This is a genomic window from Pigmentiphaga sp. CHJ604, from assembly GCF_036972535.1.
Classification (GTDB): domain Bacteria; phylum Pseudomonadota; class Gammaproteobacteria; order Burkholderiales; family Burkholderiaceae_B; genus Pigmentiphaga; species Pigmentiphaga daeguensis.
The window spans coordinates 5,704,772-5,720,516 of sequence record NZ_CP136998.1; the positions used below are offsets into that span (position 1 = coordinate 5,704,772).

15 protein-coding genes, 1 tRNA gene, 2 pseudogenes and 1 riboswitch are annotated in these 15,745 nt (G+C 69.4%); of the genes and pseudogenes, 10 read left to right on the plus strand and 8 right to left on the minus strand.

Going from position 1 to position 15,745, the window contains the following annotated elements; translation table 11 throughout:
- Nucleotides 1-48 precede the first annotated feature (48 nt).
- From R4823_RS27500 to R4823_RS27515, 4 genes are all read left to right on the plus strand, one after another.
- Nucleotides 49-876 (plus strand): lysophospholipase, encoded by an 828-nt coding sequence (locus tag R4823_RS27500; protein WP_338616892.1) that lies wholly within the window; start codon nt 49-51, stop codon nt 874-876.
- Nucleotides 877-1,149: 273 nt separating this feature from the next.
- Nucleotides 1,150-1,563 (plus strand): nucleoside diphosphate kinase regulator, encoded by a 414-nt coding sequence (rnk, locus tag R4823_RS27505; RefSeq protein WP_087836536.1) that lies wholly within the window; start codon nt 1,150-1,152, stop codon nt 1,561-1,563.
- A 70-nt stretch (nt 1,564-1,633) separates the two neighbouring features.
- Nucleotides 1,634-1,875, plus strand: a riboswitch (cobalamin riboswitch).
- 79 nt (nt 1,876-1,954) lie between these two features.
- The gene (locus R4823_RS27510) at nt 1,955-3,805 is read left to right on the plus strand and encodes a TonB-dependent receptor (protein WP_338616894.1); all 1,851 of its coding nucleotides are present in this window, start codon (nt 1,955-1,957) and stop codon (nt 3,803-3,805) included.
- 22 nt (nt 3,806-3,827) lie between these two features.
- Nucleotides 3,828-4,724: a cobalamin-binding protein gene (locus R4823_RS27515; protein ID WP_338616895.1), complete on the plus strand. Its 897-nt coding sequence runs from the start codon at nt 3,828-3,830 to the stop codon at nt 4,722-4,724.
- A 59-nt stretch (nt 4,725-4,783) separates the two neighbouring features.
- On the opposite strand, the gene R4823_RS27520 is transcribed toward R4823_RS27515, so the two are convergent.
- A tRNA-Arg gene (locus R4823_RS27520) sits at nt 4,784-4,859 on the minus strand.
- A gap of 252 nt (nt 4,860-5,111) precedes the next feature.
- Between R4823_RS27520 and R4823_RS27525 the strand changes: the two genes are divergently transcribed.
- From R4823_RS27525 to R4823_RS27535, 3 genes and pseudogenes are all read left to right on the plus strand, one after another.
- A complete protein-coding gene (locus R4823_RS27525) occupies nt 5,112-6,011 on the plus strand; it encodes a c-type cytochrome (RefSeq protein WP_338616896.1) in 900 nt (299 codons plus the stop codon).
- Nucleotides 6,012-6,132: 121 nt separating this feature from the next.
- A pseudogene (locus tag R4823_RS27530) lies at nt 6,133-6,429 on the plus strand (type II toxin-antitoxin system RelE/ParE family toxin); the annotation flags it as partial.
- Nucleotides 6,430-6,627: pseudogene (locus R4823_RS27535) on the plus strand (helix-turn-helix domain-containing protein); the annotation flags it as partial. It lies immediately after the preceding pseudogene.
- 1 nt (nt 6,628) lies between these two features.
- Here the strand turns inward: R4823_RS27535 and R4823_RS27540 are convergent.
- Complete coding sequence (locus R4823_RS27540) at nt 6,629-7,858, minus strand: CaiB/BaiF CoA-transferase family protein (protein ID WP_338616897.1); 1,230 nt, start codon at nt 7,856-7,858, stop codon at nt 6,629-6,631.
- Between the two features lie 262 nt (nt 7,859-8,120).
- On the opposite strand from R4823_RS27540, the gene R4823_RS27545 reads away from it, so the two are divergent.
- Nucleotides 8,121-9,098 carry a tripartite tricarboxylate transporter substrate binding protein gene (locus R4823_RS27545; protein WP_087840307.1) on the plus strand — a complete coding sequence of 326 codons (978 nt, stop codon included), beginning with the start codon at nt 8,121-8,123 and terminating at the stop codon, nt 9,096-9,098.
- Between the two features lie 172 nt (nt 9,099-9,270).
- Nucleotides 9,271-10,245, plus strand: a complete 975-nt coding sequence (locus R4823_RS27550; RefSeq protein WP_087840308.1) for a tripartite tricarboxylate transporter substrate binding protein — start codon at nt 9,271-9,273, stop codon at nt 10,243-10,245.
- Between the two features lie 35 nt (nt 10,246-10,280).
- On the opposite strand, the gene R4823_RS27555 is transcribed toward R4823_RS27550, so the two are convergent.
- Nucleotides 10,281-11,054, minus strand: coding sequence for a GntR family transcriptional regulator (locus R4823_RS27555; RefSeq protein WP_087840309.1), 774 nt, complete (start codon nt 11,052-11,054; stop codon nt 10,281-10,283).
- Nucleotides 11,055-11,170: 116 nt separating this feature from the next.
- On the opposite strand from R4823_RS27555, the gene R4823_RS27560 reads away from it, so the two are divergent.
- A complete protein-coding gene (locus tag R4823_RS27560) occupies nt 11,171-11,638 on the plus strand; it encodes a YbaK/EbsC family protein (protein WP_087840310.1) in 468 nt (155 codons plus the stop codon).
- Between the two features lie 25 nt (nt 11,639-11,663).
- Here the strand turns inward: R4823_RS27560 and R4823_RS27565 are convergent, their stop codons facing one another.
- The 5 genes from R4823_RS27565 to R4823_RS27585 all read right to left on the minus strand — a co-directional run bounded on the left by R4823_RS27565 (nt 11,664) and on the right by R4823_RS27585 (nt 15,742).
- Nucleotides 11,664-12,437, minus strand: a complete 774-nt coding sequence (locus tag R4823_RS27565) for a GntR family transcriptional regulator (protein WP_165963235.1) — start codon at nt 12,435-12,437, stop codon at nt 11,664-11,666.
- Nucleotides 12,438-12,535: 98 nt separating this feature from the next.
- On the minus strand, nt 12,536-12,931 hold the full coding sequence (locus R4823_RS27570) for a RidA family protein (protein WP_279816889.1): 396 nt from the start codon (nt 12,929-12,931) through the stop codon (nt 12,536-12,538).
- Nucleotides 12,924-13,787, minus strand: coding sequence for an alpha/beta hydrolase (locus R4823_RS27575; protein WP_087840313.1), 864 nt, complete (start codon nt 13,785-13,787; stop codon nt 12,924-12,926). The genes R4823_RS27570 and R4823_RS27575 overlap by 8 nt, the downstream gene beginning before the upstream one ends.
- Before the next feature lie 54 nt (nt 13,788-13,841).
- Nucleotides 13,842-14,981: a hypothetical protein gene (locus R4823_RS27580; protein WP_338616899.1), complete on the minus strand. Its 1,140-nt coding sequence runs from the start codon at nt 14,979-14,981 to the stop codon at nt 13,842-13,844.
- A complete protein-coding gene (locus R4823_RS27585; RefSeq protein WP_338616901.1) occupies nt 14,981-15,742 on the minus strand; it encodes a dienelactone hydrolase family protein in 762 nt (253 codons plus the stop codon). The genes R4823_RS27580 and R4823_RS27585 overlap by 1 nt, the downstream gene beginning before the upstream one ends.
- Nucleotides 15,743-15,745: the final 3 nt, after the last annotated feature.

Genomic DNA, 15,745 nt, shown 5'->3' on the forward strand with positions numbered 1-15,745 from the left:
TGAATCCATACACGATCGATACGGGACAACGAATTGTCGCTGATTTCCATGACGACCGCTCCGGACGGCACGCAGCTCGCGGCGTACCGCTGGGACGTGCCGCCCCGCCCGGAAGGCTACCGGCCGGCCTACCTGCTGCACGGCCTGGGAGAGCACGCCGGTCGCTACGAAGGACTGGTGCGCTGGTTCGCCGCCCGCGGCTGGTCGCTGGCGGCGCACGACCACCGGGGCCACGGTCGTTCCGGCGGCAAGCGGGGCGCCCTGCGCGCCAGCGACGACCTGGTGGTGGATGCCGAACACCGGCTGGCCGAATACGCGCGCGAAACAGGCGCGCCGCCGCTGCTGATCGGCCATAGCCTGGGCGGCCTGGTAGCCGCGCGCGTGGCGCTGCGCGGCAACGTGCCGCTGGCCGGCCTGGTGCTGTCCTCGCCGGCCTTCAGCGTGGAACTGTCCGCCCGCCAGCGCTGGATGCTGGACATGCTGGGCGGCGTCGCCCCCGACCTGCGGGTGGGCACCGGCCTGAAGATCTCCCGGCTGTCGCACGAGCAGGCCGTGATCGACGCCTATGCCAACGATCCGCTGGTGCACGACCGTATCAGCGCGCGGCTGATGCGCTTCATCGCCGAGGCCGGCGCGCAGTCGATCGCCGAGGCCTCCACCCTGAAACCGCGCACGCTGCTGATGGTGGCCGGAGACGATGCCATCGTCTCGCCCTCGGGCAGCCGGCGCTTCGCCGACTCGGGCGCGCCCGGCAAGCTGGCGCTGCGCTGGTACCACCAGGCCTACCACGAGGTCCTGAACGAATCTCAGGCGCTGGCCGCCCCGGTCTATGCCGACATGGAGACCTGGCTGGCCACGCTGGCCGACCCGGTTTGAACCGGCCGGCCAGAATGGGCTATCCTAGTCTCATGGAATCCATCCGGCGTGCCCTGTCGGCACCCGCCTCCTCGCTCCGATCCCGGTCGACGCGCGCCGTTGCGCGTCGCGCGTCGTCGCGCCCGTCCATCCTGTTTCCGCTCATCCCGGCCTTCCACTCCTGAGCCCGGCGATCCCCCTCCCCTCTACCGCTTTCTCGCAATCGATCGCCGGGCTTCCCGAACAAACGTCTTGAACGCCGTTTTCCCGGCACCGTTTCTTCAGGAGACAGGCATGCAAACCAGCAGCCCCCCTTACATTACCGTCAGCGAACTCGACTACGTTCGCCTTACCAGCCTTCTCGGCGACCGCGAGCCCGCGGCCGGCACGGCGCAGGCAGTCCTGGCCGAGGCCCTGGACCAGGCGGATCAGGCCGAGCCGCGCGAGATCCCCGCCGACATCGTCACCATGCATACCCGCGTGGAAGTCGAGGACGAAAGCGGCGTGCGGCTGATCACCCTGTGCTATCCCAAGGAAGCCGATGCCGCCAAGGGCATGGTGTCGGTGTTCTCGCCCATGGGCGCGGCCCTGCTGGGCGCGCGGGTGCCCGGGAAGATCGGCTGGACCCCTCCCGACGGCGAACCGCGCCAGATGCGCGTCGTTCGCATCGACTACCAGCCCGAAGCCAACGGCGACTACACCGCCTGATCCCCTCCTGCCACGCGGCGGCCGGACAACATCCCCGCCCCGTTTCCCGACTTCCGCCACCAGGCCGTGCTAGAGTAGCCGCCGAGTCGGTGCTTCACAGTTAAACGGGAAACAGGAGGGCCCCTTCGGGACCTAACCTGTGCTGCCCCCGCAACGGTAAGCATCCCGTCCCGCGTGGCCACGCCGCGCGCGACACGCCGCATCGAACCCACTGTGCCACGTCCCGCCGCATCCTCCGGCGCCGGCGCGCATGGGAAGGGGATGCGGCCACGGATGCCAGCCCGGATACCGGCCGGCTCGAAGGTCCCCAGGACCGAAAGGGGGAAGCGCAACGCTTCCCGATTCGCAAGCCGACGTGCGGGGATGCGCGTCACCGAAACCGCAGGTATCCATGTCATCCAGTTCCACCTCCTGGCGCCTGGCCGGCGCCACCGGCGCGCTGCTTTGCGCCGCCAACGTGCAGGCCCAGGCTCCTGCCGCCACCACCCTAGATCCGGTCACCGTCACGGCCTCGCGCGTCGAGCAGCCCCTGTCGCGCGCGCTGGGCGATGTCACCGTCATCGACGCCGAGACCATCCAGCGCGCCGGGCAGACCAGCCTGGCCGAGCTGCTGCAGCGCGAACACGCCATCGACATCGGCACCAACGGCGGCCCGCAGACCACGACCAGCGTCTTCATCCGCGGCGCCAACAGCCGCCATACCCTGGTACTGATCGATGGCCTGCGCGTGGGATCGGCCACCTCCGGCACCATGAGCCTGAACGGCATCGACCCGGCCAGCGTCGAACGCATCGAGATCCTGCGCGGCGCGGCCAGCAGCATCCATGGCGCGGACGCCATCGGCGGCGTCATCAACATCATCACCAAGCGCCAGGCCGACCGGCCGCTGGCCATCAGCGGATCGGTGGGCGCGGGCAGCCACGACACCTACAAGGCCCAGGTCAACCTGGACGGCGCGCAGGGCATGTGGACCTACGGCCTGCAGTACGGCAAATCCAAAAGCCGCGGCTTCAACGCCACCCTGCCCGGCAGCTTCGCCTACTACGGCGACCGCGACGGCTACGAGCAGGAAAACGCCGCCGCCCGCCTGGGCCTGGCCTGGACCGCCGGCCACCGCGTCGAGGCCAGCGTCTACAACTCCCGCGTCAACGGCCAGTACGACAACAACGGCATCGCCTACGACTCGCGCGCCGTCACGCGCGTGCAGGCCTACTCGCTGTCCAGCGTGGACCGCATCACCGACGCCTGGACCAGCACGCTGCGCTTCGGGCGCACCGTGGACGACTACCGCGACTACGCCAGCGCCACGGCCCCGCGGGCGCAGGCGCGCACGCGCCAGGACCTGTTCACCTGGCAGAACGACCTGGCGCTGGCCGCCGGGCAGAACCTGTCGCTGATCGCCGAGCACCTGCGCGAAGACGTGCTGAGCACCTCGCTGACCGGCAACTTCCCGACCCGGCGCCGGACCAACTCGGTGGCCGCGATCTACCGCGGCGACTTCGATCGGCACCACGTCCAGCTGAACCTGCGCTACGACAACAACTCCCAGTACGGCGGCAACACCTCTGGCGCGGTGTCATACGCCTACGACTTCGCGCCCGGATGGCAGGCCACGGCCGGCGCCGGCACCGGCTTCCGCTCCCCCACCTACAGCGACCTGTACGGCTTCGGCGGCAACCCCGACCTGAAGGCCGAGAAGTCGCGCAACGTCGAAGCGGGCCTGCGCTATCGCCAGGGCGGCACCACGGCCTCGATCACGGCCTTCCGCAACCGCGTCTCGAACCTGATCGTCTGGGTCGACGATGGCACCGGCAACTGGACCGGCAGCAACGCCAACGTCGACAAGGCCATCCTGAAGGGCGTGAACGTCAGCGTCGCCCAGCAGCTGGGCGCGACCACGCTGCGCGCCAGCGCCGACTGGCAGGACCCGCGCGACGCCCGGACCGGCGAACAACTGGCCCGGCGCGCCCGCGGCAGCCTGAAGCTGGCGGCCGACCACCGCCTGGGCCCCTGGCTGCTGGGCGCCGAGTGGCTGGCGACCACCCCGCGCGTGGACTACGCTGGCGCAGTGGGACGCCTGGGCGGCTACAGCCTGATGAACCTGATGGCGTCCTACGACATCAATCGCAACACGCAGGTGCAGGTACGCTGGAACAATGCGTTCAACAAGCACTATGAGCTGGCGGGCGGCTATGCGACCCCGGGTTCGACGGTCTTCGTCAACCTCAGCTATCGCCCCTGAGCGACGCCGCCCATGGGCGGCCGTGGCCGTGGCCGTGGCCGTGGCGCTGGCCCTGGCCCCGACGGCCGCGCTGGCCCAGGCCATCCACGCGCGCGACGACGCGGGCCGCGACATCACCCTGCCCGCGCCCGTGCGGCGGGTGGTGTCGCTGGCGCCCCATGCCACCGAGCTGCTGTACGCGGCCGGCGCGGGCTCGGCCATCGTGGGCGTGGACCGCTACAGCAACTACCCGCCCGAGGCCGCGAAGCTGCCCCGCGTGGGCGACGGACTGCACCCGAACGCCGAGCGCATCGTGGCGCTGGCGCCCGACCTGGTCGTGCTGTGGGCCTACGGCGACGGGCCGGCGCACGCCGGGCTGCCCGAATCCCTGCTGGCGCGGCTGGGCATCCGGCTTTACTACAGCAATCCCCGCAAGCTGGCAGACATTCCCGACGCGATCGAACGATTGGGCGAACTGACGGGCACCCGGACCACGGCCCGGGCCCATGCGGCGGACCTGCGGCGGCGCCTGGCCGCCCTGGCCGCGCGCCATGCGGGCCAACGGCCCGTGCGCGTGTTCTACCAGGTGGGTTCCCAGCCCATGTACACCGTGAACGATCGCGGCATCATCGGCGATGCCCTGCGAACCTGCGGCGCCGTCAACGTCTTCGGCGGCCTGCCCGCCGCCGCGCCCATGGTGGGCACGGAAGGGGTCCTGAAGGAGAATCCGCAGGCCATCATCGTGGGCCAGGCCGGCCCGGGCGCCGATGCCGCGCTGGCGGCCTGGAAGGCCTTCGGGCCGGCGCTGGCCGCGGCGCCGGACAACCTGTGGGCCATCGACCCCGATGCCATGCACCGGCCCACGCCGCGCATGATCGACGCCACGGAGCGCCTGTGCGGGATGATCGATGCCGCACGGCGGCGGGCGGCCGGACGATAAGCAGTACGGGGAGGAATGACGTGGCAGCGGCTGGCGGCTGCACGGGGGAAGGCGGGAAATGGCGCGCCCGGCTGGGATCGAACCAGCAACCCCTGCCTTCGGAGAGCAGTACTCTATCCATTGAGCTACGGGCGCGTAGCCGCCAATTGTACCCTGCCTGGAAGATTTCGTCTTTTGCCCCGCGCGCGGCCCCCAAAAACACCGATTGAGCCGAGCGGCGGGCCTGCCGCTATAATCAGGCGTTTATGTGCGGGAAAGCAGCCGGCCGGGAGGAGAAAGGCGGCAGCCCATCCGGCGCAATACAAGTATCAAAGCAAGCAGTCAGCAAAATCCCATAAACCGTCACGTGTCGGGCGTGCCCGGCCCATAGACTTGCAGGACTTGGCAATGAGCAACGCGCAGCATAATCACGAAGAAGCCCATGAATCGCCGATCAGGACGCCCCGCCAGCTGATCACGGTGGTCATACTGGCTTTCCTCGTCCCCATCATCACCATCCTGCTGCTCGTGAACTTCGTCGCCAGCGGCAACAAGTCCAACGCGGGCTCCGACGCGCAGACGCCCGAGGCCATCGAGGCCCGCATCAAGCCGGTGGCCGGCTTCGAACTGCGCGACGCCAACGCCCCGCGCGTGTTCCAGACCGGCGAAGCAGTCTACAAGGCGGTCTGCGCCACCTGTCACGCCGCCGGCGTGGCCGGCGCGCCCAAGTTCGGCGACAGCGGCTCGTGGGCCAAGTACCTCTCCACCGGCTTCGACGCCATGCTGCAGGTCGCCCTGCACGGCAAGGGCGCCATGCCGGCCAAGGGCGGCAACCCCGACCTGGACGATTTCGAGGTCGCGCGCGCGGTGGTCTACATGGCCAACAACAGCGGCGCCAACTTCAAGGAGCCGGCCGAACCCGCGCCCGCCGCCCCGGCTGCCACCGCGGAAGCTCCGGCTACCGCACCCGCCGCGCCTGCTGCCCCTGCCGCCGCGGCGCCGGCCGCGCCCGCGCCCCAGGCCGCCGCGCCTGCCCCGCAAGCCGCGGCACCCGCGGCCGCTTCCACCGCCGACGGCAAGAAGCTGTACGACTCCACCTGTTTCGCCTGCCACGGCGCCGGCATCGCCGGCGCGCCCAAGTTCGGCGACAAGGCCGCCTGGGCGAAGTACATCGCCACCGGCGTGGATACGATGGTATCGGTTGCCATGCAAGGCAAGGGCGCGATGCCCCCGAAGGGCGGCGCCGCGAACGCGACCGAGGCCGACATCCGCGCGGCGGTGCAATACATGGTCGACGCGGCCAAGTAAGCCACCTCGTCCGTTTCGATCTGAAAAAACCCGGCCCACCGAAAGGGGGCTGGGTTTTTTATTCAGGCCGCGCCGCCGCATAGCGGCGCATTTTTGTCCTACGTCCCTCCTCTCCAGCCCGATACCTTGCTGGCCTGCGCCCGGATCAAGCGAGAAGCTGCCTGACGCCAGCCTCTGCGGAGCAGTCAAGGAAATGGAAAGCGGCTTGATCGACGCAGACTTGGGTGGCTTTCTCTACAAGAAACGGGTGGCCCGCCTTGGCAGCGGCAAGAGCGGCGGCTACCGCACACTGTTGTCAGCTCGCCTGGGTAGACGCTATGTGTTCCTGCACGGCTTTCCCAAGAGCGACAAGGCGGACATCACGCAGGGCGAAAAAAAGGCGCTGCAATTCGTCGGCAAGGTGTTTCTGGAACTGTCCCCCGTGCGCGAGTTCGAAGCCGCCGACATCAAACACCTGCGGGAAGCCCTGAAGTTCAGTCAGCCAGTGTTCGCGCTCCACCTGCACACTACCGCCTCGACGGTGCGCAAGTGGGAGCAGGGAGAAACCCGACCTGCCGGTCCGGCGCTCAAGCTGCTCAACATCATCGCCGACAAGGGCTTGCAGGCGATCCTCTGATCTACGCGGCGGGCGGCACGAGGCGCTGGATGGCTTCGTCGCTCAGGCCCAGGTAGTCACGCAGCACGGCTTCCGTGTCCTGCCCCAGCAGCGGCGGCGCGTGGCGGTACTGCACCGGCGTGTCGGACAGGCGCAGCGGGCTGGCGACAGACGGCGCCGTGCCCGCCAGCGGATGCGGCAGGTCCAGGCGCAGGCCGCGAGCCCGGACCTGGGGATCGTCGAAAGCCTGGTCGATGGAGTTGATGGGACCGCAAGGCACGCCCACGGCTTCGAGTCGCTGCAGCCAGTAGTCGCGCGGCTTCTTTTCCATGATCCCGGCCAGGATGGGCACGAGCCGGTCGCGGTTGATGACGCGGTTGCTGTTGATGCTGTAGTCGGGATGATCGGCCAGTTGCGGCGCCTCGAGCACGCCGCAATAGGCGCGGAACTGACCGTCGTTGCCCACGGCGACGATCAGGTGGCCGTCGGACGCCGCGAACACCTGATAGGGCACGATGTTCTGGTGGGCGTTGCCGGCCCGCCGGGGCGCGACGCCCGAGGTCAGGTAGTTCAGGGCCTGGTTGCCCAGCATGGCCACCACGGTGTCCAGCAGCGCGACGTCCAGGTGCTGTCCCAGGCCGCTGCGCTGGCGTTCCTGCAGCGCGGCCAGGATGCCCACCGTGGCGTACATGCCGGTCAGGATGTCGGCCACGGCCACGCCGGCCTTCTGCGGGCCGGCTCCCGGCAGGCCGTCGCGCTCGCCGGTGATGCTCATGAAGCCGCCCAATCCCTGGATCATGAAGTCGTAGCCGGGGCGGCTGGCGTACGGGCCGGTCTGGCCGAACCCGGTGACCGAGCAATAGATCAGGCGCGGATTCACTTCCTTCATCGAGGCGTAGTCCAGTCCGTACTTCGCCAGCCCGCCGACCTTGAAGTTTTCGATCAGGATGTCGCTTTGCGCGGCCAGCTCGCGCACCAGCCGCGCGCCTTCGGGCGTGGCGATGTCCAGCGCGACCGAGCGCTTGTTGCGGTTGACGCTGAGATAGTAGGCGGCCTCGGCCGTGTCCCGGCCCTGGCTGTCCTTCAGGAACGGCGGCCCCCAGCTGCGCGTGTCGTCGCCCGATCCCGGCCGCTCGATCTTGATCACCTCGGCGCCCAGGTCGGCCAGGTTCTGGGTACACCAGGGTCCGGCCAGGACGCGAGTCAGGTCGAGAACACGGATGCCGGCCAGGGGGGAAGTGCGTGCTGTCATGCTTTGCTCGAATTCGCGTGAAGGAAGAACAAAACCGCGGGACCGGCCGATGCCGGGCAATCCGTAAGCTTACCCCACGGGCCCGGCGGCTCCCCGAGAATCACCGGCCCGGCCGCCGACGCCCCACGCCTGGCGCGCGCGTCCCGTCACAAGTCGTGAAGCCCCCATTCATGTCCGGTGATTACCGGCACCGGCGGGGTGCCCGTATGCTGGCCCGATGCCGGGGACGTCCGATTCCCCGGACAACCAGAACGGAGGAGCCATGCATCGCCACCCGCTCATGCCGGCCGCGTGGATCGCGGCCGCGTTCGCCTGTGTCCTGCCGCCGCTGGCCTCGGCCCAGGACATTCCAAGAAAGTCGATCACCATGGTCGTCGGCTTCGCACCCGGGGGCGGCGCCGACACCGCGGCCCGCCTGATCGCCAGGAAGCTGGCGGACAACCTGGGCCGTCCGGTCGTGGTCGAGAACAAGGCCGGCGCGGGCGGCAACATCGCCCACGACCTGGTCGCGCGGGCCGAACCCGACGGCTCCACCATCCTGCTCGGTTCGATCGGTCCGCTGGCCATCGCGCCCCACCTGATGAAGCTGCCCTACGACCCGGTCAAGGACCTGGCGCCCATCACCATGGGCGTCAACTTCCCGAACGTGCTGGTGGCCTACGCCGGCCTGGGCGTCAAGACGCTGAACGACTACATCGAGATGGCCAGGAAGCATCCCGAGAAGATGAGCTACGCCTCGACCGGCGCCGGCTCCGCCTCGCACCTGGCGGGCGAACTGCTCAACCAGCGCGCCGGCGTGAACGTCGTCCACGTGCCCTACAAGGGCGGGGCGCCGGCCATGGTGGACCTGCTGTCGGGACGAGTCGCCTCGTACTACTCCACGCCGTCTTCGGCCCAGCCCCATATCGAGACCGGCAAGGTGGTCGCCATCGCCACGACGGGCTTGAAGCGCCCGGCCTTCATGCCCGACGTGCCGACCATCGCCGAGTCCGGCATTCCCGGCTTCAATGCCACCAACTGGTACGCCTTCGTCGCGCCGGGCAGGACGCCCGCCGGCATACTCGACCGCTGGAACGAGGAAATCGTGAAGGTGCTGAAGGATCCCGACGTGTCGGCCCAGTTGATCAAGCACGGACTGACGCCCGATCCGATGAGCCGCGAAGAACTCGCCAGGTTCATCGCCGACGAGTCGGCCACCTGGGGCGCGATCATCAAAGAGCGCCACATCACCGCGCAGTAGTCCTTTCCTCCCGCGCCGGCGGCCCCTCGCCTGCGCGGCACTCCCCGCTTGCCGTCGGCCCGCGCTCGGCTCATAATAGCTAGTAGTATAGTTTACTATCACATTGAACCGAGCGACCGGGCAGGCACCCGGACGCCCGCGCGTCCAGCGACGACGCATCGAGGAGACAAGCTTGAAACCCAGTCTATCGTGTGGCCTGGTTGCGGCGAGCCTGGCGCTTGCCGGCATCCAGGCCGCTTATGCCGACGACTTCCCCACGCGCCCCATCCGCCTCGTCACGCCCTACCCGGCCGGCCTGACGCCGGACGTCGCCACCCGCATCATGGCCGAGAAACTGGGCAAGCTGTGGGGCAAGCCCATCGTCATCGAGGCCAAGCCGGGCGCCAACGGCTTCCTGGCGCTGGGCGCCGCCAAGCAGGCCGCGCCCGACGGCTACACCCTGCTGGTCGTGGGCGACGCGCACATGACCACCAATCCCAAGCTGCTGGCCTCGGTCCCCTACGACCCGCAGAAGGACTACACGCCGGTGTCGCTGTTCTTCCGTGCGCCCTTCCTGTTCTACACGTCCGCCTCGGCGCCCTATGCATCGATGCGCGACCTGATCGAGGCGGCCCGCAAGGATCCGAAGAAAATCACCTACGGTACGCCCTACGTCGGCAGTCCCGCCCATTTCGGCGGTGCCATCCTGGCCCAGGCCACGCGCACCGAGATGATGCCGGTCCACTACAAGGAAGGCGCGCAGATCTACACGGCGGTCGCCAACGGCGACATCAGCTTCAGCGTGGCCACCATCGGCTCGGGGCTGCCGCTGGTCAAGGCCGGCAAGCTGAAGATGCTGGCCACCGCCTCGCCGCAGCGCCTGGCCGACTATCCGCAGGTTCCCACCGTCAAGGAATCCGGCGGTCCCGACCTGGCCATCGAGACCTGGGTGGGCCTGGTGGCGCCGGCGGGCACGCCCCCGGCCGTGGTGCAGAAGCTCAACGCCGGCATCGCGCAGGTGCTGAAGGATCCGGAACTGATCGAGAAGTTCGCGGCGCTGGGGATCGAGCCCCAGGGCAGCACGCCGGCCGAGCTGTCCACGCGCGTGCGCGACGAACTGGCCGAGGTGGAGACACGCATCAAGCGGCTGGGCATCAGCATCGAATAGCCGGACGCGAGCGGCCGGCACGCCAGGCGCCGGCGCTATTTCAGCCGCATGTGTACCCGCACGAAGTCGCTGCGGAACAGGCCCTGGGATTCGTACACCAGGACTTCGTCCTTGTCGAACACCGAGCGGGTGACCACCATGATGGCGGTGTTCACCGGCACGTCCAGCAACTGGGCCACCTCGAAGTCGGCGTTGCTGGCCTGGATGGTCTGCTCGGCCCGGCCGATGCGGTCGCCCGCGTGATTCTGTATCAGCTGCATGGGCACGGGCGAGTTGAACGCCCGCTTGCCGATGGCGCGAAAGATCGTGCGCTCGACGTACGAATCGCCGACGAAGTACGGGATCTGGTTGTGCTTCTGCAGGCGGCGCAGGTGCTGGTAGCCGTCGGACGACAGCGAGCCGCCGTGGTGGTTGATCGATTGGGGCCGCATGACAGTGCTGCTCTCCAGCCATTCGATCTGGATGTCGGGCACGTGGTTGACCAGCGTATCCCAGCTGGTCGGGATATCATAGAACACCCCGCTTTGCGGGCGGCGCAGGACGAAGGTGCCACGGCCGCGGTAACGGCCGATCAGGCCTTCGGACTCCAGGAAGCCGATGGCATGGCGGATGGTGGCGCGCGCCACGCCTTCTTCGCGGGCCAGTTCGTCCAGCGACGGGATCTGCTGGTCCACCGCCCACTCGCCCGTCTCGATGCGCTTCCTGAAGGACATGACCAGCTTGACGTAGATAGGCGTCCCCACCTGGGCCAGGTTCGCGATGGCGGTCGACGGTGTCGTGCGGGTGGCGCGGGGCGGAGGCAAAGTCATGAGGCGCGATGTGCTGGTTGACTAGCCTTTCATTTTATCAGTGGCCTGTCCCGCCATCGGCGGCGCGGACGGTAGGCTATAGTCGGTGCTCTTTCCGCAACACGCGCCGTCTTCGCATGAGCCTCGAATCCGTCCGCCATTTCCTGGCCACCCACGCACCCGACATCGCCATCATCGAACTCGAGCACAGCACCGCCACCGTCGAACTGGCCGCGCAGCACCATGGCGTCGCGCCTGGCCAGATCGCCAAGACGCTGTCGCTGCGGGCGGGCGACCGCGAGGTGCTGGTCGTGACACGCGGCGACGCCAGGCTGGACAACAAGAAGGCCAAGGCCGTGTTCGGCGGCCGCGTGAAAATGCTGCCGGCCGACGAAGTGGTGGCCGTGACCGGACACCCGGTGGGAGGCGTCTGCCCGTTCGGCCTGGCCACGCCGCTGCCCGTGTATTGCGATGTCTCGCTGCGGGCCTACGATGAAGTGCTGCCCGCCGCCGGTTCCACGCACAGCGCGGTGCGCATCGCGCCCCGGCGCCTGGCCGAGCTGGTCGGCGCGCAATGGGTGGATGTCAGCCAGGAAGCGGCCTGAGGCGCGTCTACGGCCTGAGGCGCGTCTATTTCAGGTCGGTGTGGATCTCGACGAAATCGCCGCGGAAGATGCCCAGCGATTCATAGACCAGGACGCCGTCGCGATCCAGCACCGACCGCGTCACCTGGATGACCGGCGCGCCCGAAGTCAGGTCGAGCAGGCGGGCGGTGTCCAGGTCGGCCACGCTGGCGCGCACGGTCTGCTCGGCATGGCCGACGCCGCCCGGCAGGCGAGCGTCCAGGATCTTCAGCGGGATGGGCTTGGCCAGCACGTCGGCGCCGAAGGCGGCGTAGACATTCTTTTCGATGTAGGTATGGCCGATGCCGTAGGGAATGTGGTGGCGCAGCAGGCGCCGCTTGAGGGCCTGATAAGACTCGCCCAGCGCGGCGCCGGCGTGCACCGAGGCGGGCGGCTGCGCGCATTCGTGGCTTTCCAGCCACTCGACCTCGATGTCGGGCTGCGGCCCGGTAAGCTCGTCCCAGTTCATCGGGATGCGATACCAGATGTTGGACTGGGGACGCGCCGTGACGAAGGTGCCGCGGCCGCGGAAGCGGCCGATCAGCCCCTCGGCCTCGAGCATGCCCAGCGCATGCCGCACCGTGACCCGGCCCACGTCGAATTCCTCCATCAGCTCGTCCAGCGACGGAATGCACTCGTTCAGCGGCCAGACGCCGTTCTCGATGCGCTGGCGGAACAGCGCGAAGAGCTGCGCGTACATCGGCAGCCCGCCGCGCGGGCCGGTGTTGCCGGCACGCGCGGAAGTATCGGAAGCGTCGGTCGTGCGTCGTGCGGATGCCATGGAGCGAATCACCTGCGGCGGATGGCCAGTCTCGCGCCCCGGGGCGCAAACGCATATTGTGCCGGGGCGCGGCGGGCGCTGGCAATCGAGCCGGCCGGTCACGGCGCCAGCGCGATCACGTCCAGCGCGTAGTGGGCGTTGCCGCCGGGCGCGCCGTTGGCATCCGCGATGCCCACGGCGATGCGGGCGGGCGGATCCTGCGGAAAGAACTCCATCCATGCCTGGTGGAAGGCCTTGCGCTTGTCCAGGTCGTGCAGATAGAGCGTGACCTTCACCACGTGCCTGAGCGTCGCGCCGGACGCCGCCAGCACCGCCTGGACGTTGCGCAGCGCCTGGCAGGCCTGTTCGTAGGGATCGTCGGGCATGCGGTCGGTGGCCGGGTCGCGGCCGCGTATGGCCGACAGGAACAGGAAGCCTCCGGCCCGCACGCCGGGCACCATGCCCGGCATGCGATCGGGCGCGTCCGGCGACTGCGGCATGCTCGCCCTATCCATGCAGGAACTCCCGGATGATGGCGGCGGCGCGGTCCGGCGCGTCGGTCTGCACCTGGTGGCCGGCTCCGGGCACCCATTCGATGCGCGCGTCGGGCAGCATCTCGGCCAGCGCGCGGCCGGTGGCGGGCACGGCGAAGGTATCTTCCTCGCCCCACAGGATCAGGGTGGGAATGCGGCGCGTCAGCGCGGGCAGCGCTTCCTGCCATTGGGTCTGCAGCTTGAGCACCGGGTCGTTGCGCACGAAGTCTATGCCCTGCGCCATGCGCTGGAAGGCCTCGAACGCGCCGGGCCGCGTGGCGGCGCGCTGGCGATCGTCGATGAGCGCGTCGGTGATGCGCGACTTGTCGATGATAAGGGCCTCCAGCAGGCGCTTCATGCCCGCGCGCGAACCGTCATAGCCCATCAGCGCATGCATGGCCTCGTTCGGCGCCTGCTTGATGCCCATGGAGCCGGCAATGGTGAGCGAAGACACGATGACGAGTTTTTCGACCCGGTCCGGATGCAGCATGGCGTAGTACACGCCCGACCACGCGCCCTGCGAATTGCCCAGCACCGAGAACTTGTCCAGGCACAGCGCGTCGACGAAATCGGCGGTATGGGCTGCGCGGCTGATCAGCCCGTAGGGCGTGGGCGCCTGGGTATCGGTCAATCCGAAGCCGCCGATGGAATCGGGCGCGACCACGCGAAAGTCCTTGCCCAGCAGCGGCAGCACGAGCCCCATGCCCGATGCGCCGGACGAACCCGCGCCGCCGCCGTGCAACGCCACCAGCGTGGGTCCCTGGTCGCCGGCTTCCGCGTAGTGCGTGCGCACGCCGTTGGCCAGTACCCAGCGTGAACGAATTGCCGTGTCATTCATGATCGATGTCTCCAGTCGAAGAGGTGGACCCCGCCGGTCGCGGGGTCCGCTTGCTCAGTTGCCGTGCCGCGGCAGCAGGCCGCGGTCGTGGTAGGCCTGCACGTAGCGCAGTCCCAGGGTGCCGGCGAAATTGCGGATCAACAGCGGATGCACGCCCCACTCGTACAAGGTCGCGAGATCGCGTTCGCGCAGGGCGCGCCGTTCCTCGTCGTCCAGCGCATGGCCATCGAAGGCGTGCTCGGCACCGGCCTTGAGCGCTTCCTGCAGCGCCGGCTCCTTGTCGAAGCGGAACAGGTAGCGCTCCAGCGCGTGCCTGTCGCGGCGCGCCCCGGCGGCCTGCGCAGGCAGGGTTTCACCCGCCTGCCCCGGAGGCAGCAGCAGTTCGGTCACGCCTATCCCGGTCACCCAGGCCTGCACCGGCTCGTAGGCCGCCACGCGCGCGCCCGTGGCCCGGGCCGCGCCGGCGGCCAGCAGCCAGTTGCGGATCTCGGCCGCGCCGTTGCCGGCGCTGCGCACCACCTCGGCCGCGTTCCAGCCGGCGATCTCGTCGAACCGGCCGGCGGCGAAGCCTTCCAGGAAGCGTCGGTCGAAGTCGCGGTTGATGTGTCCGGTCTCGGGCATGCCGACCCAGTGGCTCAGGCCGCCGGTGCCCAGCACCGCCACGCGCGGCGCCAGGTCCTGCGCGCGCAGCGCGTCGCCCAGCGCGCGGCCGAAGGCCAGGCAGCGGTCCAGGCGCGGCAGCGGTTCGATGGTGCAGTTCACGTACACCGGCAGCACCGGCGCGTCCCAGCCGGCCAGCAGCAATTGCAGCGGACACGAGAAGCTGTGGTCCAGCGGCAGGCCGCGCGCGCCGGCCGCGTCGAAGCCGGCGGCCACCATGCCCGCGTGCACCGCTTCGCCCAGGCCCGCCACGCCGGTGTAGTCCCGCCTGGGTACGCCGAACTCCCCATGCCCCGGGAAGGCCGCGCCGGTACCGATGGCGAACACCGGCAGCGCTGCCTGGTCGAAGGTCAGGAAATGGTCGGTGGCGACGACCACGAGCACGTCCGGGCGCGCCTCCTTGAGCGAGACGGACAGGGCCGAGAAGGCCTGGAACACCCGGTCGGCGCGCGCCAGGTCGTCCGGGTCGCCCTTGGGCGCGCGCATCATGGCGCCGGTGTGGGCCGTGGCGGCGGCCCAGACGATCTCGCCCATCAGCTATCCCCGGCGTCCAGATGACGATGCAGGAAGCCCACGAAGCGCTCGTAGGTCAGCGCGGCGGCCTCGGGCGAATAGCGCTCCAGCGTGCTGTCCATGTACGCATGGCGCGCGCCGGGATAGACATGGAAATCGATGGGCGCGGGCGCCCGCGCTTCCAGCGCTTCCTTCAACGCCAGGGTCTGGTCCATGGGAATGGCTTCGTCGGCCTCGCCGAAGTGCAATTGCATGGGCGCCTGGATGCGCGGCGCCAGGGCGATGCGCGAACGGTCCCGGCCGTCGGGCGAATAGGCGGCCGGCACCACCGGCAGCGCGTACAGCACCACCGAGCAGGCCAGGTCGCGCGTGCCGGCCGCCCAGGCCAGCACCGTGCCGCCGCCCAGGCAGTAGCCCAGGGCGCCGACGCACCCCACCCGGGGCTGCGCGCGCAGCCACTCCAGCGCCGCCTGGCAATCGGGCACCACGACCTCGTCGCGCGCGGCGATGAAAGCCTTGCTGCGCCGCTCCTCGGCGGTGGTGTAGTCCTGCGGCGGGCGGCCGCCGATGCGGCTGTACGGATCCACGGTCAGGACGATGAAGCCCTCGGCCGCCAGGCGCCGCGTTTCCTCCTGGCGATGCTCGGTCACCCCCAGGTTCTCGGGCGCGCAGACCACCGCGCCCAGCACGTCGTCGCCGTCGGGCTCGGCCAGGTAGCCCCGCACCTGGTCGGCGCCGCTGGGAAAGGTCACCCAGCGGCCATGGCTGCTTCGCTTGCTCATGGA